This window comes from Caldanaerobius fijiensis DSM 17918, from assembly GCF_900129075.1.
GTDB lineage: Bacteria > Bacillota > Thermoanaerobacteria > Thermoanaerobacterales > Caldanaerobiaceae > Caldanaerobius > Caldanaerobius fijiensis.
The window spans coordinates 40,944-63,576 of sequence record NZ_FQVH01000002.1 but is presented as its reverse complement, the minus strand read 5'-3'; the positions used below and the strand labels follow the sequence as shown (position 1 = coordinate 63,576).

Here is a 22,633-nt window from a genome sequence, read left to right as displayed (position 1 = left end):
ATATATACATTTTAATAAGTACAATCTAATTATACAATATTTTTCGACATAAGAAAATCACTTGCTATATTACGCACCTTTAATAATTTCATGTACAGCCGAGAATTATTTAGATTTACTTTGCCTACCTGATTTATAGCGTAATATATTCCGTCGTCTTTTTCTGTCACTTTAATTAGTCCAAGTTCTCTAAAAATCTGCGTGCACAAATCAATTTTTAAAGGGTTTTTATTTAACATTTGTATTAACCTCTTACTGGAAATCTCTTTACCACATTCTTTTATACAAATATATACATCCTCAAAATCGCTTCTAGTCGGTATCATATCACAAACATCCTCGCTGTACAACAGCACATGACAAGGGTCATCAATAAAAAATACATTGAAGTCCATAACATTCATTATATCTTTTAAATTTTCTATATCGACAGGTAAATTTAAAAAAATTATATTGTGAAACCTACTGAAGTCCAATAAAGTATAATCAGGATTAACCAGCAGGATATTCTTTCTTTCATCATCAATGACTTCAAAGCACAATCCTATATTTTCAGACAGTTCACCAAACTTCCTTATAAAATTGATTAATTGTCTGAAACTATATACGATTATAAGATTATTATACTCTTTTAGCAAAGCAGGGAGCAGAGCTTCTTCTATTTTTTTCGCTTTTATATCTGATATCTTAACATGTTTTGGCGAAAACTCGCTCCTTAATATTACTCGCTTAAACGTATTTAAATATTTATTATATAAGTTTGTTATTTGACGTTTTGAATATCTCACATCAATTAAGTTAAACTGTAAATTGTTCTCATCATTCCATTTATTTATTTCTAAATTACAGACCACATCAATACAATCACCTTGTTTGATATCATTTATCAAACTTCCCATGTTAAATCCCACAGCATTTATTTCTCTGCCTTTACTACTATACAATTTCAGCCTCAAATGTCTATCATCGCCAACATTTCGCACATCGCTAACAGTCAAATCCTTACATAGGAAAACGGGTTTTTGATTACCTATACCATAAGGTTCAAGCAGAGACAATTCTTCTGCTGTATCTATAAGATAATACTCCTCAGGCAAGACCATGTCAATATAAATTTCAGGTGTTTTATGTTCGGGCTTCAAAATATTTTGTGCATACAAATTAATTTGTTTTTTAAAGACATCTATATTTTCTGCTTTTATGGTTAATCCCGCAGCCATATCATGTCCACCATATTTCTCTAAATATGGCTCACATACTTTAAGAGCTTCATATATATTGAAATATTTTATACTTCTACATGAACCTTTTCCAATGTCACCGGACAATGATATTACAATACACGGTCTATTATATACATTAGCCAATTTAGAAGCCACAATGCCGATTACACCTTCATGCCACCCTTCTTTTGCTAGCACAAGTACATCCGGAAGCATTTCGCTCTCTACCATATTTACAGCCTCAGAGTAAATCTCGTTTTCTATATACTGTCTCTGACTATTTAATCGGTTTAATTCCTTAGCTATATCAATTGCCTCATTCTTGTTTTCTGTCAGTAATAATTTTAACCCCAATTCTGGAGTAGACATCCTTCCAGCCGCATTTAACCTCGGCCCAATTTTATATCCTATATCTTCAGACTTTACATCGCCGGTTATCCCGCATACCTCAATAAGCGCCGTAATTCCAGGATCGCTTCTCTCATTTATCTTTTCTAAACCCAATTTTGCTATAATTCTATTTTCACCTACTAATGGAACAATATCTGAAACCGTACCCAACACTGCATATTGAATAAAATCATCTACCGAATATCCTAAAGCCATTGACAGCTTAAAAGCAATCCCAGCCCCAGCATAAAGTTTAAATGGCGATATATCATCTTCCCTTTTTGGATTGACAATACAATAGGCAGGAGGTAAAACCGGTCCACATGTATGATGGTCTGTAACAATTACGTCAATACCGCAATCATTAGCATATTTAATCTCGTCTAATGCTGTAACTCCGCAGTCAACAGTAATAATTAACTTTACACCACAATCAATCAAATACTTTACAGCATCGATATTTAGACCATAACCCTCATCAAGTCTATCAGGAATATAGTACATAACATCAGCCGATAATCCTTTTAATGCCTTATATAGTATAGCAGTTGAAGTTATACCATCTACATCATAATCTCCATATACAGCAATCTTTTCACCTTCGTCTATAGCTTTTTTTATTCTCTGTACAGCTTTTTTCATATCCTTTATTTCAAAAGGATCTCTAATCATGTCTTTAGATATATAAATATCAATTCCCCTTTTGGCAGCAAGTTGTGTCACTATAGACTGCTGATTTAATATATCACAGCCGATCCAACGATATTTTCTTGTAAGCATGAGATCATCCCTCTACTTCTTTTTTGTAAACCAGCTGCTAATGATCATGGTCCCTATAAGCCATAATCCTATAACACAGGCAATTAAATAACCTAATATACCAAACAAAGGCATATCCAATACTTTGGGCCCTGTATTTATCTGCAATGCCAGTGAGGAACCAACAATTAACGCAGATACGATGATGCTCAGTGATAGTTTGTTTGTTATTTCTCTCAATGCGTCTTTTATTTCATCAATATCATTATATTTTATTTCTATTGCCATATCGCCTTTTTCCGTTTTTTTTAGAATTTCATATATCAAATATGGCATTTTAAAACTCAGGCGCAGCAACTTCTTAATTTCCGGAATAGTTTCATCTATGTATGTTAGCGGGTCTAACTTCTTTTTAAACTTGTGTATAGAATAATCCTTTATGAGAGTCGAAAGGTTAAAGTCAGGATCTAATATCTTTCCAACGCCTTCAATAGTAATCAATGCCTTAAACAATAGCGTAAAATCGGCTGGCAAAACGATGCTGTGCTTATATACAATATTCGTTATTTGACTTATTAGATCCTTCATGTTTATATCTTTTATAGATGCATTATAATACACATCTATAATATCCTTCAAATCCCTTTTAAAAGAAATAATATCTGTACTAGATGTTATGCATCCCATTTCTTCAAAATCTTCTACCATAGAATCTACATCGTCATTTATAAAAGCCTCAAACAAATTATATAAAAATCGCCTTTGTATCCTATCGAGTTTACCTACAGTACCAAAATCAATATAGGCGATTTTATCATCACCCAATACCATTATATTACCTGGATGTGGATCACCGTGAAAGAAGCCAAAATCCATAACTTGTTCTAAAAAGCTGATAGCGCCAATCCTGGCAATATTCTTTACGTCCCAATGGCTTCTTTTTATACGTTCTATATTTTTTACGCCTATTCCATCTATATATTCTAGCGTGAGAACTTTTCTGGTAGTATAATCCCAATATACTTTAGGAATGACAACATGATTCCTGTTAAGAGAATTTTTATATAGGTTTTTGAATTTTTCTGCATTTCTAGCCTCCAATGTATAATCCAGCTCTCTCTTTAATGCATTACACATTTCCGTTGTTACCTGCACAAAGGATACTGGCCTATTTTTAACGTGTTCATCTAAAAACTGAGCAATCTCAGCGAGCACATTGATATCACTGCTAATCATATCATCTATGCCTGGTCTCTGTATCTTTACCACGACTTTTTCTCCTGTAGATTTCAGTGATGCCACATAAACCTGTCCTATAGACGCTGACGCAATAGGTGTTTCACTAAAATAATCAAAAACGTCCTCAATTCTATAACCTAATTCGCTCTCGAAAATGCGCTTTGCGTCTATAAAGTCAAAAGGTTTAACTTTATCCTGCAATTTTGCCAATTCACTGGCGATATCCTGCGGTATCAAATCAGTCCTTAAGCTTATCATCTGTCCTAATTTTACAAAAGTCGGGCCCAATTCTTCAAGGGCATGTCTTATTCTAACAGGTAAAGGAATATCATCGATTACCAGTTTTCTAACCCTGGTTTTTATTCCTAAATTGTTTAAGAGTATGTACAAACCATTTTTAGCCAATACCTCTATGATTTTTTTATACCTTTTTATGTTTTTTCTGTTCAATCATAGTCACCTCAAAAAAATTAATGATAATAATATCACCATGATATTATTATCATTAATCCTTTATTTTAATTATTGACCTTGCCTTATTTGTTCCTCCAGAGTTTCTATCCGCCTCTTTAATTCCTCAAACTCACTGCGCGTAACAACGTTTGTCGATTTCATTATTTTCTGAACCTCATCAGAAATTTTTTCTTTCATTTTTTGGCTTTGCTCTTCCGCTAACTTCATCATTCTATTTACAAAGGCGCTTTCGTCATTCTTGGCAATTTCTCCGCGCTTTACCAATTCACTGGCAATTTCCTGAGCCTTATCTTTGGTAAGAGAGATCAATCCGATCCCAGCCAGTATTATATCTTTTAGCATATCAACTCCTCCTTTAATTCGTTTTATATGATGCCCTTTTTGAAACTTCCCTATTCTTTAAAATATACCATATGGGACTGGCTATAAAAATTGATGAATAACCTCCGCTTACAATACCTATCAAAAGAGGTAAAACAAACTCACGTATTGATGGTCCGCCAAAGAAATACAACGCTACCAGCGTTATAATAACGGTCAATAACGTATTAATAGACCTGGCCAGAGTCTCCATTATACTCCTATCCGCTATAACATCGTATTTCTCTCGCCTCATTATCTTCAGGTTATCTCTTATCCTATCAAAAATAACGATGGTATCATTTATAGAGTAACCCAGCACTGTCAACATAGCTGCAACAAATGGTGTGTTTATGGGTATGTTAAAAATCGCATAGGCAGCATAGAGTATCAAAAGATCGTGTATCAAAGCCAAAACAGCTGCTACACCAAATTTAAACTCAAATCTTATGGTTATATAAATGAGCATCAGGATAGACGCTACAATCACAGCCCATATAGCCTGATTTCTCAACGTCACTCCCATAGAGGGACCAACTTTCGTAGTGGAAAGCGGTTCATTCTCTGGCAAATTAAATCTTCCCTTTAAAGCCTTAAACAGCTCTACTCTTTCCTGATCTGAAAGACTTCTCGTTTTGATTTGTGCCACATCAGGATTGTTTCCTATCTGTTGAACATAGCTATCTTTTAAGAGGTTTTTACTGCTCAATACATCGTTTATCTGGTTTACCAAAGCCTTAGTCACCGGCTTGTGAAAGTCTACCTGCATGAGGGTGCCGCCAGCGAAATCCACGCCATAGTTTACTCCGCCGCGAATTGCGGTGAATAAAAAACCGATTAGTATAATTGCAAGTGATATACCAAACCATATGTTTCTCTTTGCTATAAAGATTCCCATGACCGTACCTCCTTACGCTCCATATAATTTAAGGTTGGTGATGTTGGTATTTACAAGCATCTTTAGCAGCAATCTCGTCAGGGTTATAGCTGTAAACATGCTGGCAAGAACACCTATTATAAGGGTAACAGCAAAACCCTTTATGGTACCCGAACCCATATAGAAGAGCACGACACCTGCAATTATGGTGGTCAAATTAGCATCAAACACCGTCCAAAAGGCTTTAGCAAAGCCTGCATCAATAGCTGACCTCAGGGATTTTCCATTTCTTAGTTCCTCTTTGACCCTTTCAAATATAATAACATTAGCATCCACAGCCATACCTATAGAAAGAATAATACCAGCCATGCCGGGCAATGTCAAAGTAGCGTGTATGAGAGCCAAGACAATCAGTGTTATGACCGTGTAAACAATTAACGCCAGGTCAGCAACAAGCCCAGGCAACCTGTAATATGCAATCATAAAAAGCATAACGAGAATTATGCCGTATAATCCCGCCATCAAGCTTTCCCTCATGGAATCCATTCCCAGAGTAGGACCTATTGCCCTTACTTCCTCTGCCTTTAATGGAACAGGCAACGCACCTGATCTAATGAGGGTAGCTAATTTTGACGCCTCTTCAAAGGTCTGTAAACCTGTTATTATAGCGTTTCCATCAGTTATATGAGCCTGTACCACAGGATTTGATATCATTTTTTTATCTAGGTATATAGCGATAGGTTGCCCCAAAAACTTTTGTGTCGCATCAGAAAATAATTTTGTTCCCTTGGCATTGAATACTAAAGTCACCACAGGCTCTTCCAGACCCGCATTTGTCCTCTGCAATTCCGCTTTAGAAGTTTTTACTTCCGCACCTGTCAATATAGTCTTACCATCCGGTCCTACAAAACGCAGCTGAGCAGTTTGTCCTAAAACTTTTATCGCAGATTCAGGATCCTTTATGCCAGGCAGCTGAACCATAATTGCATTACTGCCGACAGGTGTAATTACAGGTTCTGTCACTCCCAGCATGTCCACCCTATTTCTCACAATAGCTATAGCTCTGTTCATAGTATCTGAATCAACTTTGCCTTGTGCAACAAGGGTTGCATAAACCCCGCCTTTAAAATCAAGTCCGAGTTTGATGTAATCTTGAACAGGTTTTATCTTTAAGCTCCCTATATTTATTCCGAAAGCCGTACCCAGTGCTAATATGGCTATAATAGCGACGGCTACAAGGAACTTCAAAGCATTTTTATAGTTCATTTATATGCCTCCTTTACACGTTCTAATTTGACAAAACAGCCTTTATCATAAGCGCATATTCTGTCCTTATCTTTAATATGTCACAGCTTAATTTGTGGGGCATATTGATGTTACCGTTATACTGATACGCATTGGCATGGCATCCACCACTGCAAAAATACTTTGCCCAGCATTTACTGCATTGGGGCTTTGTATAGATATTCGTCTTCATAAAATCAATCTGCATGTTCTGGTTAAATTCACCTGTTATGACATTTCCCATTTTGTACTCCTTTATGCCTACGAATTGGTGACATGGATAGACATCGCCTTCAGGTGTTACAGCAAGGTATTCATTTCCAGCACCGCAGCCTTTTATCCTTTTATACAGGCATGGTCCCTGAGTCAAGTCTACATTAAAATGGAAAAATATAAATGGTCTTCCTTCTTTATATCTCTTAATATATTCTTCTGCCAGTATTTTATACTGTTCTTTTATAACCGGCAGGTCTTCCTCTCTTAATGCATAATCCGCACTTTCTGGTGCCACAACTGGTTCAACAGATACCCTATCAACGCCGAGATCTACTATATGCAAGACATCCCTAGCAAAATCAAGATTATAACGCGTATAAGTCCCACGTACATAATATTCTTTATTTTTTCTCATTTCGGCCATCTTGACGATTTTATCCACTATATGTCCATAGCTGCCTGCACCATCTAGATGCACTCTCATCCTGTCATTTACTTCAGGTCGTCCATCAAGACTCAATACCACATTGTAGAAATTCTCGTTTATATAGCGCATATTTTCATCGTTTAACATAACAGCATTGGTAGTTATAGTAAAATTTATTGATTTGCCATATTTTTGGGCCTGTTCTCTGCCATATTCCACTACTTCTTTTACCACGTCAAAATTCATCAATGGTTCTCCGCCAAACATGTCAACTTCCAGATGATTACGCGAAGCAGAATGTCTTATTAAAAAATCTATGGCTTTTTTACCCACTTCAGCGCTCATCAATTGTCTTTGACCTTTAAAATCGCCTGCAGACGCAAAACAGTATTTACACCTTAGATTGCAGTCATGGGCTACATTGAGGCATAAAGATTTTACTACCGGCTTCCCATAAGGTATTTCTATATTTTCAAAAGGATCCTGCGTAAAAAGCATACCTTCCCGTTTTAGAGAGATCAATTCCTCATATGCCTCTTTTATGTTTTCAATATCATAAAAGTTTCCTAAATCCCTTACCGCGTCATCCAGTAATTCCTTTTCGATGTAATCAATAAGGTCATAAGACAAATCATCCAGCATATACAAGGCATTGCTATTTACATCCAGAGCTATTTTATTGCCATTGGCTTCAAACTTGTGTACTCCCAAATCCCTCTCTCTCCTTAAATATTAATGACATACACAAATAGCAGTAATAATAAAAATTATTACTGCTTTTATGTATTATATTATTTATTGTTTAAACAAACCTGATTTGCAACCGTGCACGATGTCTTACATGCCGACTGACATGATGACTGGCACTCTCCACAGCCGTACTTTTCTAAATTTTTATTCATAGAACCTTTGTTTATTATTTTGACATGCTTCACTGTAATTCCTCCCTTCCTGATAGATTATAGCATAACAATCAACGATTGTCATCTGTATCATCATAGATTTATTCCAATCATTCCACCAATGCAACCGCAAACCATACTTATTAGCAAATCGGTTAAAAAACTCTTTAAAGTCAAATCATCGTATATAAGCACATTTAACAACAAAAGTATTAATACATAGCATAGCCCTGCCACCAGACCATTTAGCCATCCCATGTTTTGAGCAATTTTAGCAGCTATAACACCTGATACAAAAACGCTAATCGCCACAACTACATGTATAAACATAGGTATGGTAGATTCTGAAATGGATGTAAATGAAAGCAATGTTGAATAAAACAAAAACAACACTAAAGATAAAATTAACCCAAATAATGTTCCCTTGATTATACCTCTAATTCCTATTATGCTATCAGAAGAATGCTGAACCTTTGCCATAAAATTCCCTCCTTCTACAAACGTCTTCAATAAAATCTATGACAGGAGGTACATTTTATGACAATTTATCTTTTAGTCTTTTATAGTCAATATTTTGCCAACAGCCCATTTGGCTATTTTTAATTTTACTTTATCAGCTCCCACTTCTATGGTAATGGTATCATCTTTTATATTAAGCACCTTTCCGTATATTCCGCTTTTTGTAATTATCTCATCGCCTGGCTTAAGAGATTCTAACATCTGTCTTTCCTTTTTATCTCTTCTCTGCTGTGGCAAGATGAGAAACAAATAAAAGATGGCTACAAACAGCAAGAGCTGCACAATTACTGCCACCGTGGCACTTGTCTGTTGTGACATATACATTCCTCCCTTTTTTTATATCATTTATTTTAATACACATAGCCATATTTTGTAAAGAATTCTTTTCTAAATTCAAGCAATCTATCTTCTTTAATTGCCTGTCTGATTTTTTCCATGAGTTTCATAAGAAAATACAGGTTGTGAATTGTAGCCAGCCTTGCAGCCAAGATTTCACCGGCTTTAAATAGATGTCTTATATAAGCCCTGGAAAAATTTCTGCAAGCATAACAATCACATTCTTCATCCAGTGGGCGAAAATCCTCAGCATATTCGGCATTTCTAATTACAAGCTTGCCGTGGCTCGTCATTACTGTTCCATTTCTGGCAATTCTGGTGGGTAAAACGCAGTCAAACATATCTATACCCCTTATAACACCTTCTATAAGTGCATCTGGGCTTCCGACTCCCATGAGGTACCTTGGCTTATCAAAAGGCAACAAAGGTGTAGTATATTCAATAACTTCGTACATGAGTTCCTTTTCCTCACCTACGCTCAGTCCACCAATAGCATATCCTGGAAAATCCAAATCAACCGTCCGCCTGGCGCTTTCTTCTCTTAAATCCCTGTAAGTTCCACCCTGTACAATGCCAAATAACGCCTGTTCATCAGGGCGCTTGTGGGATTCTTTACACCTCTTTGCCCATTTAAGGGTAAGTTCCATAGAATTTTTCACATAGTCATAATCAGCTGGATATGGCACGCATTCATCGAAGGCCATTATTATATCCGCTCCAAGAGCGTTTTGTATCCGCATATTTTCTTCTGGCCCGATGAAATGCCTGGAACCATCTAAATGAGAAATAAATTCAACGCCATCTTCAGATATATTCCTTAATTTATTTAAACTGAATATCTGAAAACCTCCGCTGTCTGTCAAAATAGAACCATTCCAGCTCATAAATTTATGTAATCCACCGGCTTTTTCTATAAGCTCATGGCCCGGCCTTAAATATAGATGATAGGTATTGGAGAGGATAATCTTGGCCCCTATATCTTTCAATTCATCGGGTGTCATAGCCTTTACTGTAGCTTGAGTCCCTACAGGCATAAAAACAGGCGTCTCAATAGTTCCGTGGGAAGTCTGAAGAAGGCCTAAACGAGCCATTGTATTTTTTTCCCGTTTGTGTACTTCAAATTTCAGCAAAAACCCTTCATCCTTTCCTGTATATAATATTAAAATTAAATTACAATTAAATAATCAACATAGCATCGCCAAAACTGTAAAACCTATATCTTTCTTCAACAGCTACACGATAGGCTCTCATTACATGATCATATCCACCAAAAGCGCATACCAGCATTATCAGCGTTGACTCGGGTAGATGAAAATTGGTTATAAGTCCATCCACCACCTTATATTTATAGCCTGGATATATAAAAATGTCTGTCCACCCTGAACTACTATGTATTACACCTGAATCATCTGCCACAGTTTCTAAAGTTCTAACTGAAGTGGTTCCTACGCATATGATGCGTCCGCCTTTTTTTCTAGCATCATTTAATGTCTTTGCGACCTCATCTGTTACAACATAAAACTCTGAATGCATCCGATGTTCCTCTATCTTTTCCACCTTTACCGGCCTAAATGTGCCCAGACCTACATGCAACGTGATAAAAACCACATGAACACCTTTTTCTCTAATCACATCCAATAACTCATTGGTAAAATGAAGACCCGCAGTAGGTGCAGCAGCAGAGCCTTCATGTTTAGAATATACCGTCTGATACCTTTCTTTGTCTTTTAATGACTTCTTTATGTACGGAGGAAGAGGCATCTGTCCCAGTTTATCCAATATCTCTTCAAAAACTCCTTCGTAGTAAAATTTAGCAATCCTTCCACCTGCATCTGTATTATCAATGACTTCTGCTTCCAATTCACCATCGCCAAAAACAAATCTCGTACCTATTTTTGCTCTACGCCCTGGTTTTACTAATACTTCCCACGTGTCAAGGGCTGTTTTCCTCAGCAGCAAAAACTCTATAATACCACCGGTATCCTTTTTATGGCCTATCAGCCTGGCTGGAATCACCCTGGTATCATTCAACACTAGGCAATCTCCTGGATTTAAAAACTGAACGATATCCCTAAATATCTTATGCTCTATGCTGCCATCTTTTCTATGAAGAACCATCAATCTAGAACTATCCCTTCTTTCTAACGGCTCCTGAGCTATCAGTTCCTGCGGTAGCTCGTAGTAAAAATCGTGTACATTCATTTTAGTATTAACTCCTTTTACAAAGATTTATTGGCTGTAGTATCAAAAACCGTTATATCTTTATAATAATACTTTAATATATCTATAAAACTTTTACCAGCTTTCTCGGCAAGCCCTCTGGCACCGTACTGACTCATGCCTACCCCATGACCCGAACCGCTACCGACAAACGTAAAACTCTCGGGTATGCTTTGGTTTTGTGGTTCATTAACAGCATCATTTAATTGCCCTAACCCGAATTTGCTGATAACAAAAAGGTTTCCCGATACTTTCGACGTCGACCAATCGCCTTTTATAGCATAAAGACTTTCTATATCTTTTGCAATAGTCATCCTACCATCAGTAACAGTCACAACTCTATTAACGGTTTTTTCTCCAGCTTTTGCTATGCTCTTGATCATTGCACTTTTTAGTCCGAGGCTCATCCTAATATTAGTTTCTCCCTGCAATGTATAATTATTTTTTGTTCCACTAATAATCACTGAAGTAGCTCTGCCCGACGAGCTTTTATCAGTAATCTTAATATCCAATATATCTCCTACATCAATTCCCTTCTTTTTAAGCATATCTTTTAATTCTGCCTGTGTGTATGTAACACTCCAGTTATCCAGATCTGGGTTATAACCCAGGGAATACGGGTCGTTAACACTTCTATAATAAGGTTCAGCGTATTTAAATACATCTTCGCTATTTTCGGTATATCCACCGCTATGAGAAAAATACAATGCATCAATAACTTTGCCGTTATATATAAGTACAATCCCTTTAGTATCATCAACAGCTTCGTTAGTTCTTGAACTTTCACCGGAATATTTATTGCCATTGTAGGTGTAAATATACCCGTTATACGCCTGGCTTGATACGTCATTGCTTACGTCAAAACCATATTTTGCATATTTAGAATTAGCGCCCAAATTTGCAACAGCATAACTTCTGGCTGCTACAGCCTGAGCTTTAAGCGCTTCCATAGGCCACGACGAGGGCATCTCCGAAGGCACTACACTGTATAAATACTGCTCTAAAGGGAGATAATTGATCACGGTCATATCACTGCCATCTTGCCTTACAAACCACAACTCGCCTCTATACGTCGTATCGTTATCTATCTCAATAAAGTTATTAGATGGCCTTACAATAAGCCTATCCGTTCTAACAGAGATCTTCTGAGATGTGATTATATAAATAGCTTTTGCAGGATTAACAACTGTAAGTTTTCGATCCAAAATGATATTTTTTAAACTATTTAGAGCATTGTTTGCATCTTCTTGACTCATGTATTCACCTGTTACTACCGAATATCCTCCTTCGTCGTACATCAAAAAACCATCTACATTTTTCTTTCTAAGTTCATCTATATATGAAAGACCTTTGTCCAAATCGCCACCAAAACCGGCAATGACTATATGATAATAATCATCTTTTTTGATAACTGCCTGTTCTCCCTCTTTACCTTTATATAAAGGAATAAAATTATCACCGTTATATACACCATAGGTTATAATACCTTTGGTATACACCTGCGAAGCATTGACCGCCTTGCTGCCATATTTTAAACCAACCCGTATGTACTGCGTTTCAACATGTAAATTTTCAGATGCACCCCTATTAAACCCCGTAATTGAAAAGGTGATAATCATCGTTAATATAAATAACGTTAATTTTTTCATTTCATGGTAATCCCCCTTGTGACTAATAATCTCAATGTCTGAATATCAGGTTCAATATAATTGTCAATATAATGCTCAACAAAATACCCGAGACAAGCGGGAAATAAAATGTAACATTACCTTTTCTTATTACAATATCCCCTGGCAACATTCCAAAACCTAATTTTTTACCCACTATAAATGCAATGCCTATCAAAATAAAAATAACTCCTACCAGGATAAAAGTTCTACCTAAACCGTCAAACATTATAAACCATCCCTCCCTATAGGGCAATCTTTAAATGCTCTAAAGCCAGGGGAGTAATTGTTCTCCCGCGGGGTGTTCGCTTTATAAATCCTATTTGCAACAAATAAGGTTCATAAACCTCTTCAATAGTTCCTGTATCTTCTCCTATAGATGCCGCAAGGGTCTCAAGCCCTACAGGACCTCCACCAAACTTCAATGCGATAGTTTTTAAAAGCAATCTATCGATTTCATCTAATCCTAATTTATCAATATCTAACATCTCAAGAGCAGCCCTTGTTATTTCCTGGGTAATATTGCCATCAGATTTTACCTGAGCAAAATCCCGGATACGTTTTAAAAGCCTGTTGGCAATCCTGGGCGTACCCCTTGAGCGCCTTGCTATTTCGTATGCGGCATCATCATCAATAGACACACCCAATATACCAGCAGATCTCTTAACAATTTTATATAGATCATCCTCGTTATAATAGTCCAATCTACTCACAACACCAAACCTATCTCGCAGTGGAGATGTCAAAAGGCCTGTTCGCGTTGTCGCTCCTATAAGAGTAAATCTAGGCAAATCGATCCTTATAGACCTGGCACTGGGTCCTTTACCTATTACTATATCCAGAACGAAATCCTCCATAGCAGGGTATAATATTTCTTCCACAGCTCGATTTAACCTATGTATTTCATCTATGAATAAAATGTCATTTTGACGAATATTGGTTAAAATAGCCGCAAGATCTCCTGCTCTTTCAATAGCAGGTCCTGATGTAATTCTAATCCCAACTCCCATCTCGTTAGCAATTACATTAGCCAATGTGGTCTTACCCAACCCTGGAGGGCCATAAAGTAAAACATGATCAAGGGGTTCATGTCTTGCCTTTGCTGCATCTATATATATTGTCAATAGCTTTTTTATTTTCTCTTGCCCAATGTATTCATGTAGATACCTGGGTCTTAAATTATACTCCAAACCACTATCTTCATTACTCATCTCCGCGGCAACTATTCTTTGCTGCACTATCCGCTCAACTCCTTTAACGCCATTTTTATAGCGTCGTCAATTTCGAGTCCTTCGATCTTATCCACGACCTTCGCAATCTCGCTTTTGTTAAAACCTAATGCCATCAGAGCCTGAACCACCTCTGAAGTTGCCTCTCCAAAAGAAGATACACTACTTATAAGGTCTTCCTTATCTACCCTGTCTTTTAATTCCACAATAATTCTTTGAGCTGTTTTCTTGCCAACACCAGGTATACTCGTCATGGATTTGACATCATCTGTCGCTATAAAGGTTAATATTTCTGTAGGAGTATATTTCGAGAGAATATTTAAAGCCACTTTTGGTCCTATCCCTGAAACTGAGATAAGACTTCTAAAAACTCTCCTTTCATTCTTATCATAAAACCCAAAAAGCTTTATTTCATTTTCCCTTACATGGAGATACGTATACAGCTTAACTGTATTGCCAAGATTTAACATTTTTGCTGTCGCTTTTGATATATACAGTTGATAGCCTAACCCCGATACTTCTACAACCACACTTTCATCATCGATTTCCACTACTTGTCCCCAAATATAATCAAACATACCACTAAACCCCAAAATTATAATTTGAATATGTTCCTGTGCTGTGACAATGACAAATAGCAACAGCCAACGCATCCGCGACATCATCAGGCTTTGGAACTTCCCTTAAATTTAACAAGGCTTTAACCATGAGCTGCACCTGTAATTTCTCTGCTCTTCCATAACCTACCACTGCTTGTTTAACCTGTAAAGGGGTGTATTCGTAAACTTCTACATTTTTTTTAGCAGCAGCAACTATTGCCACCCCTCTTGCTTCTCCTATTACAATAGCTGTTTTAGCATTTTTATTAAAAAATAATTCTTCTATTGCGAAAGCATCGGGTCTATATTTATCGATCAGATCGCCCATTTCATCGTAAATTTCTCTTAGTCTATCAGCCAAACACATATCTGAAGGCGTTATTATAGCTCCATATTCAATAACATTAAAATGATTGTATTCGTAATTTACAATACCATAGCCTAACGTAGCGAGTCCCGGGTCGATTCCCATTACAATCATTTGACAAATCCCCTCTCTTTTCAATTTTAGCATCAAAGGAGGACTTTGACAAGAAACAAAAAATAAAACACGTAATTACGTGTTTTTAAGTACTTAAATCTGAGAGTACCCGTGTAACTTCATCTTCGGTATCCACCACTATATTATCCTTTAAACGCCTCTGTTGTTGTTCATTTAACGAGCCATAAAAAATATCAGTTTTTTGAATTTCCTCCAAACCTTTATCAGCGTCATTTTTAAACACGCCTACATAGCCATTACTATCAATCTTTATAATAAAATGATTAGGACAATATCCTTCTGCTGTCCTATATAAAATAACTATTTTATTATCAAATCGCTGCAATTGCCAATTCGCAAATTTATTTTTTACTTGCCCCTCATTCATGCCTACTTCATCAATGTTTGCATCTCGCTCAGTAGTTATAATATGCCCGCACGCCATATACTTAGTTTTAAAGACAATTTGAGTTTTGGGGTATACCGTCGTTTGCATCATAACCTGTCTATCCGGTTTTTTCTCAGCAATGTTTCTACTACGGCTGTTACTCATATTTATATAATAACCATACCCGAATCCCAATAATAAAAACAGTATATAAACTATTACAAGTGGACCAGAAAAAAGTCTTTTTCTCATTTTTATTACCTCCATTTATATGTATTACCATATTATTGTCAATTATACATTATTTATATAAAAATATGTTTTTGTACACGACCTAAAACAAAGTACAAAGTGATATTAATTTAATTCAAAAAGGTACTGGTAAATTGGCAAGATTTTTGTTATCTTATTATTATAAATGTAGTATCATAAAAAATACTGTTCAGAGGTGTATGTAGTATGGAAAAACAGTTTATCGTATTTAAATTAAATGATTATAAATTTATGGCAGACATAATGGATGTAGTAGAAATAATCAATTATAGAGAGCCTACATATGTTCCCAATGCCCCATCTTTCATATCAGGTATTATCAAAAATCGAGGCGTTATTGTGCCTATAGTCGATTTAAAAAAGAGGTTTCACCTCGAACAAACCTCTAATATTAATATAAACAAAAAAATTGCTGTTATACAGGTAGACGAAATTGTCGTAGGGTTGATAGTTGATGACATAACTGAAATAATTGTAATAGATGACAACAATATCAAGGATGTCCCTGAAATTGTAAAAGAGATCGATAAAAAATATATCATAGGTTCTCTGGAATACAACGACCAGCTTATATTAGTCTTCAATTTACGAGAAATTTTATCTCGCGACGAAAAAGAAATGATAAAGGAGATAGGGTGATTACTCTATCTCCATCTCATCAGTTATCTCCAGATTATGATATACGTTTTGTACATCGTCGTGATCATCAAGGGTTTCTATAAGTTTTAATGCTTTTATAGCCTGTTCTCCCTCAAGCTTTACTGTGTTTTGCGGTATAAGTGATATCTCCGCCGATGTAATATTGTAACCGCTCTGCTCTAAAGCTTCTTTAACCTGATATAATGCTGATGGATCTGTTATTATCTCATAATCCTCATCTTCCACCGAAAAATCTTCGGCTCCCGCATCAATGGCTTTAAGCATTAACTCATCGCTATCTATATCATTGCTTTTTTCAATAGAAATAACACCTTTTCGCTCAAACATCCACGACACACAACCGGCAGCACCTAAACTGCCACCTCCTCTGTCAAAAAGGTGTCTCATCTCACCAGCTGTCCTATTTCTGTTGTCAGTAAGTGCTTCTACAATTATAGCAACACCGCCAGGCCCATAGCCTTCATAGGTTATACTTTCGTAACTGACACCTTCTAACTCACCTGTGCCTCTCTTTATAGCCCTCGTAATATTCTCACTAGGCATGTTAGCTGCCTTGGCTTTAGCAATAGCATCCCTAAGCTTGCTATTGGCATTAGGGTCTCCTCCGCCTTCCTTTGCTGCCATTATTATTTCTTTTGTTAATTTAGTAAACAATTTACCTTTTTGAGCATCTGTTTTCTCTTTTTTGTGTTTTATATTAGCCCATTTAGAATGTCCAGACATATATAAAAACCTCCTCAACATCTCTCAAATGCCAAATTACATTTTATCACACTATGTCAACGGTGTAAACTCATGCTGCCCATGTATATACTGATAACTTCTGTAAATAATATAAAAGGTGATAAAATGAAAAAAACAATCAAACTGTTAGCACTAGGATTTATAACGGGTATTTTAAATGGACTTTTTGGATCTGGAGGAGGTACTATTGTGGTACCTGCCCTCGTATTTCTATTCCTCATCGAGGACCACAAGGCCCATGCATCGGCTATAGCTGTAATCTTGCCCTTTGCTCTTATAAGCTCGTTTATCTACATAAAAAATGGCATTTACGATGTGCCTTTAACTTTTAAAGTTGGTGCAGGAAGTATATTAGGTGGATACATTGGAGCGAGGTTATTAAATAAATTATCTTCAGACTCATTAAAAAAAATATTTGGTACTTTTATGATAATCGCTGCTTTAAGGATGTGGTTTTCATGATCCTTTTTATAATAGGGATCTTATCTGGAATCATAGGCGGAATGGGGATAGGCGGTGGCACCATACTTATCCCCGCTCTGAGCATATTTAGTCGCGTCGACCAGCACATAGCTCAAAGCGTAAATCTCTTGGTTTTTATACCAATGGCGACCGCCGCATTGATCACCCACTATAAAAATAACAACCTCATTTTCAAGATTATTATATCACTAATTCCAGGAGGCATAATGGGTAGTATTTTAGGAGCTTACATAGCTATATGGCTGTCGTCAATGATTTTAAAAAGGATGTTTGCGGTGTTCTTGATCTTAATGGGTATATATGAAATACTTTATAAAAAAAGCGGGAAAAAACACTGGTGAAGAGGGATTATTTTGATTCCAAAAGTACGCAGGCGTTATATATAACCTTTAAACCCTTTGACTTTGCGGCCTCTATAAGTTCATCACTCTCTGCCCCTGGTTGAAACCATATATATTCTACTCCTAAAATCCCCGCTTCATCTACATAATGCATGCCAAACTTAGGTGCAACTACCATGTCTATAACCCTGGGAACAACAGGAAGCGATTTGAGGTTTTGATAGCAGGTATCTCCATCAATACTTTCATACAGAGGGTTAACTGGGTATACCTCATATCCGTTATCTTTTAGCTTTCTGTATATCTTATAACCATATTTCTCTTTATTGGGAGTTGCTCCCACCACTGCCCAGACTTTTTGGTCTAATGCATCTTCTATATAGCTATACATATTCATCACTCCATTTCATAATATTCATAGCCGGTTATATCAATTTTAGCTTTTCCATAAGTCATATCCATTATAGCGTGATTAACATAATTGATTTTATCATGAGGTACAGCAATAATAAGATCAACTGTTTCTGAATACTGAATGTCAACAACCCTTAATCCTTGTTTTGATAAATAGTTCTGTATTTTTCCCAGTGAAGTATAATCAATTTTAATTTTTACAATGGCATGTAAAACCTTTTTCACAATTCCTGCTGCATCAATGGCTATTTTTGCCCCTTTACTATAAGCCCTTATAAGCCCCCCTGCTCCCAACAATATACCACCAAAGTAACGTGTAACCACCACAGTCACATATATCAGTTGTTCCCTTTTTATCACCTCTAAAACGGGCATACCTGCAGTACCAGAAGGTTCCCCATCATCGCTAAACCGTTGTATTTCCCCACTATCTCCTAATATATACGCATATACATTATGAGTCGCATCATTATGCCGTTCTTTTATATTATTTATAAATAGATGAGCACTTTTCTCATCGGGAGTATATTTTGCATATCCTATAAAACGAGATTTATTAATAATTATTTCTGCACTGCCCTCGTCTTTTACAGTTATAAATTCGCTTAACATAAACCAACCCCTGTTAAATTATATAATAAAAGAAAACGCGTTACAAGCCAACAACGCGTTTTACCACAAAAGATTTTAAAAATAAATTTTAAACAAGGGCTTCTTGAATTATGTTTCGATATTTTTTATACGATAAATTAACCAACGCCTTATCCTGGCTATAAGTGATTTTCAACAATGCTTCATCAATTGGATAAAATCCTCCTCCTGTAAAACCGTCTTTTTTGCTGATATTAAATGATTGATCATCTGTTACCATTATATACCATGTGATTTCATTGCATACAGGAATTTGCCTTGTAATAGAAAAGAACTCATAACTTGTTTCCCCAGCAGACGAGATAATTGTTAGGTGATTTAAGCCAGTTTCTTCTTTTACACGCCTTAATGCCACATCAACAGCCAGTTCGCCGTTCCTGATGACGCCCTTGGGAAGCACCCATTCGTTTTTCTCATTTCTCAAGAGAAAAACGCTATCACCTCTAAAGACAACTCCCCCCGCGCAAATTCGTTTTAACATGGCTACACTCACCTTTCTTTTATCATATTTGTAATTAATATATTCTACATAAATTTAAAAATTCCTCTAAAAACTTTACGAAAACTTAACAAATTTATATTTTTATGAATAATCACAAATGAATAAGAACTATCATGAAGCTTAAAATAATATTGAGGTGATGTTATGATTATCCTTTATCACTGTTACGGTGGAACCCATAGTTCTATTATAGCCTGTTGGATGCATCTAAACAGATTGCCAATGGACAGTATACCGGACAGAAAGACAATTGAAAACCTGCCGCTTTTTGATCAGCTGACATCTCAAGATCACGGCAGGATAATAAAAATAGGTACAGATGAATTAGGCAATACGATTTGTTCACTGGGACTTAAGAATCAAAAAAATATGATAATTCCTGCACTAAAAGATCTTTATTATGAAATATATAAATCTACAGATGGTTTTTTAGACGTAGATACATCGCAGGCTGTCAATATAACTATGAAAATAGGAGGATTTATATCCCGTTCATTAAAACTGACAGCTTTAGGCAGGCCTATCGTGGTTTCAGGATCTATAAAAGCTTACAAAAATATAGCTCAAATTGTAGCTAACACAAAAAAGCAAGAACAAGAAGCTTCAAAGCAAACTGTCACATAGGTTATTCATACAACCTCGTTTCAAGTATCTTATCCACATCAAGATCTTCTAACTGCATATAATATTTTAAGCTATCTAAAATAGCTTTGATAGGGACAAGGCCAATTATTTCCGTCCCTATCACTGAAACTCCATATCTTTTGGCCTCTACTTTTATAAGTTCTAAGACGCGATATATGGGTGTCTTTTCATAATCAACCAGATTCATAGATACCTGAACAATACCATCTCTATTGAGCCTTATACCCAACGCTTTAACATATCTCAGTCCACCGCTTATATACCTTACAGATTTGGCAATTTCTTGTGCTATTTTTATATTATTCGTATTTAAATTTACATTAAACGCTATAAGAGGTTTTCTTACGCCGACAGCTGTTACTCCACTCTTCACATTCACTTCATAAGGTCCATAGTCTGGAATCCATTCAGGTTTTTTTATCTTAGAAAAAAAGCCTTCATACTGCCCCTTCCTTATGTCAGATAGTTCAACCCTGTTAGGTTTTGTGGCGGCATAGCCATACAAATAAACAGGTATAGAGAGTTCCTGGCCTATCAGGTTACCTAATTTTTTGGCTAATTCAATGCATTCCTCAATAGATACACCAGATATAGGAATCAATGGAACCACATCAGCAGCTCCCATTCTGGGGTGCTCACCTCTATGCTGTGACATGTCAATACGCTGCGCGGCTACCCTACACGCATTAAAAGCTGCATTTACAACAGATTCCGGTTGACCGATAAATGTATAGACACTCCTATTATGGTCCGGGTCTCCAGAATAATCCAGTAATTTAACGCCGTCAACTTGTCTTATGGCATCAGCTATAGCTTCCATAACATCCTTATCTCTTCCTTCGCTAAAATTAGGAACACACTCTACAATTTTTTTTGTCATTATTTCCGTCACCTTTCTAATATAAAGTCATATATTGCTTAATTCATATATAGCCATAGAGTATATTTTTGCCAGTTTAATCAGATGCTCGATCTCAATATATTCATCTTTCTGGTGAGCCAATTCTGCTCCACCGGGAAATACAGGCCCAAAAGCCACAAAATTCTTAAAGGCTCTGGCATATGTACCTCCACCTATAGCTATAGGATTACTTACATCGTCTCCAGTCGATTGCCTGTATACCTTCAACAAAGTTTGAGCTAATACACTGTTTGTAGAAACGTGAATGGGATCAAAGCCATTTAAATAAACGTAATTGAATTTTTCCGGCAAATGCCTTTTTATGATTGATTCTACTGTATCTCTAGAAGCCGTAACAGGATACCTTATATTTATTTCTACAGTACCTTTTTTATCATCCACATTTATTACCCCAATATTAAATGTAAGTCCACCAGAAATATCATCAGATATGTTTAAACTCATATTTTTACCTGTATAGTCCATACCTACCTTTTCTGCAAAATACGAAATAAATTGGTAAACATCATCCCTGGCAAAGTCAAGCCTATATAAAATCATTATTAATTGCATAATAGCATTAACGCCTTTTTCAGGGGTACTCCCATGTGCCGATATACCATACGACTTAATCAGTATATCATCTCCTCTATCCAGGAGCTTTACATTTACGTTGTCTTCATTGATCATTTTTAAAACAAGCATTTTTATGTAATCTTTTTTATCAGGATTAACCGACAGGCAAGCTTCACAATAATCGGGCACCATGTTTGCAGCGTTACCACCTTTTAAATGCTTCAAAAAAATATGGCCTTCCTTTTTGGTTTCAAAATCCATTTTTATTTTAAATGTCAATATACCCTTTTCTGCAAAAATAAGTGGAAAATTAGCATCTGGAGTAAACCCTAAATCAGGATATATTTCATGCTTTTTATAGTACTCAATATCTTTCCAGCCACTCTCTTCATTGGTGCCAAAAATTATTCTGACTTTCCTCTTGAGGGATACACCAGAGTCTTTAATAGCTTTTAATGCGTAGAGACAAGCTATGGCTGGGCCTTTGTCATCTATAGCTCCTCTTCCATATATTCTGTTATCATGTATCTCACCTGAATAAGGAGGATATGTCCATCCATCTCCCTCTGGCACTACATCCAGATGGACAAGAATACCTACCATCTCATCTCCATCGCCATATTGAGCATAACCGACGTATCCATCTAGATTTTTAGTCTCAAATCCCATCTTTTCTGAAAGACTTAAAACATAGTCCAGTGAGCCCTTTACGCCTTCGCCAAACGGCGCTCCTGGCAATGGCTCACCCTGTACGCTCCTATATTTTAGCACATCCTGAGTAGACTTTATAATATCGCCGGCCATACCCTCTATTAACGCATCAAACTTCATCCCCACACCTCCATATTGTCTA

The 22,633-nt window shown here is 36.3% G+C and carries 27 protein-coding genes; 4 read left to right on the top strand and 23 right to left on the bottom strand.

Translation table 11 applies throughout. The features are described from left to right. Positions 1-29: 29 nt before the first annotated feature. From recJ to BUB87_RS01555, 17 genes are all read right to left on the bottom strand, one after another. Positions 30-2,393 carry a single-stranded-DNA-specific exonuclease RecJ gene (recJ, locus tag BUB87_RS01635; RefSeq protein WP_073341356.1) on the bottom strand — a complete coding sequence of 788 codons (2,364 nt, stop codon included), beginning with the start codon at positions 2,391-2,393 and terminating at the stop codon, positions 30-32. A 12-nt stretch (positions 2,394-2,405) separates the two neighbouring features. Continuing rightward, positions 2,406-4,061, bottom strand: a complete 1,656-nt coding sequence (locus BUB87_RS01630) for an ABC1 kinase family protein (RefSeq protein WP_073341355.1) — start codon at positions 4,059-4,061, stop codon at positions 2,406-2,408. 72 nt (positions 4,062-4,133) lie between these two features. Next, positions 4,134-4,427 (bottom strand): phasin family protein, encoded by a 294-nt coding sequence (locus tag BUB87_RS01625; RefSeq protein WP_073341354.1) that lies wholly within the window; start codon positions 4,425-4,427, stop codon positions 4,134-4,136. Positions 4,428-4,440: 13 nt separating this feature from the next. After that, complete coding sequence (gene secF / locus BUB87_RS01620) at positions 4,441-5,343, bottom strand: protein translocase subunit SecF (RefSeq protein ID WP_073341353.1); 903 nt, start codon at positions 5,341-5,343, stop codon at positions 4,441-4,443. 12 nt (positions 5,344-5,355) lie between these two features. Beyond that, a complete protein-coding gene (gene secD / locus BUB87_RS01615; RefSeq protein WP_073341352.1) occupies positions 5,356-6,588 on the bottom strand; it encodes a protein translocase subunit SecD in 1,233 nt (410 codons plus the stop codon). A 22-nt stretch (positions 6,589-6,610) separates the two neighbouring features. Beyond that, positions 6,611-7,960, bottom strand: a complete 1,350-nt coding sequence (gene scfB, locus BUB87_RS01610) for a thioether cross-link-forming SCIFF peptide maturase (RefSeq protein ID WP_073341351.1) — start codon at positions 7,958-7,960, stop codon at positions 6,611-6,613. An 80-nt stretch (positions 7,961-8,040) separates the two neighbouring features. Continuing rightward, complete coding sequence (scfA, locus tag BUB87_RS01605; RefSeq protein WP_073341350.1) at positions 8,041-8,184, bottom strand: six-cysteine ranthipeptide SCIFF; 144 nt, start codon at positions 8,182-8,184, stop codon at positions 8,041-8,043. A 60-nt stretch (positions 8,185-8,244) separates the two neighbouring features. Then, entirely contained in the window at positions 8,245-8,631 is a 387-nt protein-coding gene (locus BUB87_RS01600; RefSeq protein ID WP_073341349.1) for a TIGR04086 family membrane protein, read from the bottom strand. A gap of 72 nt (positions 8,632-8,703) precedes the next feature. Then, positions 8,704-8,988: a preprotein translocase subunit YajC gene (gene yajC / locus BUB87_RS01595; protein WP_073341348.1), complete on the bottom strand. Its 285-nt coding sequence runs from the start codon at positions 8,986-8,988 to the stop codon at positions 8,704-8,706. 32 nt (positions 8,989-9,020) lie between these two features. Then, positions 9,021-10,136: a tRNA guanosine(34) transglycosylase Tgt gene (tgt, locus tag BUB87_RS01590; RefSeq protein WP_200792732.1), complete on the bottom strand. Its 1,116-nt coding sequence runs from the start codon at positions 10,134-10,136 to the stop codon at positions 9,021-9,023. A 46-nt stretch (positions 10,137-10,182) separates the two neighbouring features. Next, positions 10,183-11,208 carry a tRNA preQ1(34) S-adenosylmethionine ribosyltransferase-isomerase QueA gene (queA, locus tag BUB87_RS01585; protein WP_073341347.1) on the bottom strand — a complete coding sequence of 342 codons (1,026 nt, stop codon included), beginning with the start codon at positions 11,206-11,208 and terminating at the stop codon, positions 10,183-10,185. 17 nt (positions 11,209-11,225) lie between these two features. Next, positions 11,226-12,875, bottom strand: coding sequence for a SpoIID/LytB domain-containing protein (locus BUB87_RS15005; RefSeq protein WP_073341346.1), 1,650 nt, complete (start codon positions 12,873-12,875; stop codon positions 11,226-11,228). A gap of 31 nt (positions 12,876-12,906) precedes the next feature. Then, positions 12,907-13,122, bottom strand: coding sequence for a DUF2905 domain-containing protein (locus BUB87_RS01575; RefSeq protein ID WP_073341345.1), 216 nt, complete (start codon positions 13,120-13,122; stop codon positions 12,907-12,909). 16 nt (positions 13,123-13,138) lie between these two features. Then, a complete protein-coding gene (ruvB, locus tag BUB87_RS01570; RefSeq protein WP_407641815.1) occupies positions 13,139-14,104 on the bottom strand; it encodes a Holliday junction branch migration DNA helicase RuvB in 966 nt (321 codons plus the stop codon). Positions 14,105-14,130: 26 nt separating this feature from the next. Next, positions 14,131-14,700: a Holliday junction branch migration protein RuvA gene (gene ruvA, locus BUB87_RS01565; protein ID WP_073341343.1), complete on the bottom strand. Its 570-nt coding sequence runs from the start codon at positions 14,698-14,700 to the stop codon at positions 14,131-14,133. Between the two features lie 4 nt (positions 14,701-14,704). Continuing rightward, positions 14,705-15,202 (bottom strand): crossover junction endodeoxyribonuclease RuvC, encoded by a 498-nt coding sequence (gene ruvC / locus BUB87_RS01560; protein WP_073341342.1) that lies wholly within the window; start codon positions 15,200-15,202, stop codon positions 14,705-14,707. A gap of 85 nt (positions 15,203-15,287) precedes the next feature. Further along, positions 15,288-15,842, bottom strand: a complete 555-nt coding sequence (locus tag BUB87_RS01555; RefSeq protein ID WP_073341341.1) for a hypothetical protein — start codon at positions 15,840-15,842, stop codon at positions 15,288-15,290. A 207-nt stretch (positions 15,843-16,049) separates the two neighbouring features. On the opposite strand from BUB87_RS01555, the gene BUB87_RS01550 reads away from it, so the two are divergent. Then, a complete protein-coding gene (locus BUB87_RS01550; RefSeq protein ID WP_073341340.1) occupies positions 16,050-16,502 on the top strand; it encodes a chemotaxis protein CheW in 453 nt (150 codons plus the stop codon). On the opposite strand, the gene BUB87_RS01545 is transcribed toward BUB87_RS01550, so the two are convergent. Next, positions 16,503-17,246, bottom strand: coding sequence for a YebC/PmpR family DNA-binding transcriptional regulator (locus BUB87_RS01545; protein ID WP_073341339.1), 744 nt, complete (start codon positions 17,244-17,246; stop codon positions 16,503-16,505). Positions 17,247-17,318: 72 nt separating this feature from the next. Here BUB87_RS01545 and BUB87_RS01540 point away from each other — a divergent pair, with 72 nt between their 5' ends. Both BUB87_RS01540 and BUB87_RS01535 read left to right on the top strand, forming a co-directional pair. Beyond that, a complete protein-coding gene (locus BUB87_RS01540; RefSeq protein WP_456059091.1) occupies positions 17,319-17,729 on the top strand; it encodes a sulfite exporter TauE/SafE family protein in 411 nt (136 codons plus the stop codon). Continuing rightward, positions 17,726-18,091, top strand: a complete 366-nt coding sequence (locus BUB87_RS01535; RefSeq protein WP_073341338.1) for a sulfite exporter TauE/SafE family protein — start codon at positions 17,726-17,728, stop codon at positions 18,089-18,091. Before BUB87_RS01540 ends, BUB87_RS01535 begins: the two co-directional genes overlap by 4 nt. A 7-nt stretch (positions 18,092-18,098) precedes the next feature. Here BUB87_RS01535 and BUB87_RS01530 read toward each other — a convergent pair whose 3' ends face one another. The 3 genes from BUB87_RS01530 to BUB87_RS01520 all read right to left on the bottom strand — a co-directional run bounded on the left by BUB87_RS01530 (position 18,099) and on the right by BUB87_RS01520 (position 19,637). Beyond that, positions 18,099-18,482 (bottom strand): CoA-binding protein, encoded by a 384-nt coding sequence (locus tag BUB87_RS01530; RefSeq protein WP_073341337.1) that lies wholly within the window; start codon positions 18,480-18,482, stop codon positions 18,099-18,101. 5 nt (positions 18,483-18,487) lie between these two features. Next, positions 18,488-19,117 (bottom strand): YigZ family protein, encoded by a 630-nt coding sequence (locus BUB87_RS01525; RefSeq protein ID WP_073341336.1) that lies wholly within the window; start codon positions 19,115-19,117, stop codon positions 18,488-18,490. 88 nt (positions 19,118-19,205) lie between these two features. After that, on the bottom strand, positions 19,206-19,637 hold the full coding sequence (locus tag BUB87_RS01520) for an NUDIX hydrolase (protein ID WP_073341335.1): 432 nt from the start codon (positions 19,635-19,637) through the stop codon (positions 19,206-19,208). A 165-nt stretch (positions 19,638-19,802) separates the two neighbouring features. On the opposite strand from BUB87_RS01520, the gene BUB87_RS01515 reads away from it, so the two are divergent. Continuing rightward, positions 19,803-20,282: a DUF3189 family protein gene (locus BUB87_RS01515; RefSeq protein ID WP_073341334.1), complete on the top strand. Its 480-nt coding sequence runs from the start codon at positions 19,803-19,805 to the stop codon at positions 20,280-20,282. Between the two features lies 1 nt (position 20,283). Here BUB87_RS01515 and ftcD read toward each other — a convergent pair whose 3' ends face one another. Both ftcD and pepV read right to left on the bottom strand, forming a co-directional pair. Continuing rightward, complete coding sequence (gene ftcD / locus BUB87_RS01510) at positions 20,284-21,183, bottom strand: glutamate formimidoyltransferase (protein ID WP_073341333.1); 900 nt, start codon at positions 21,181-21,183, stop codon at positions 20,284-20,286. 27 nt (positions 21,184-21,210) lie between these two features. Further along, positions 21,211-22,611 (bottom strand): dipeptidase PepV, encoded by a 1,401-nt coding sequence (gene pepV, locus BUB87_RS01505; RefSeq protein ID WP_073341332.1) that lies wholly within the window; start codon positions 22,609-22,611, stop codon positions 21,211-21,213. Between the last annotated feature and the right edge of the window lie 22 nt (positions 22,612-22,633).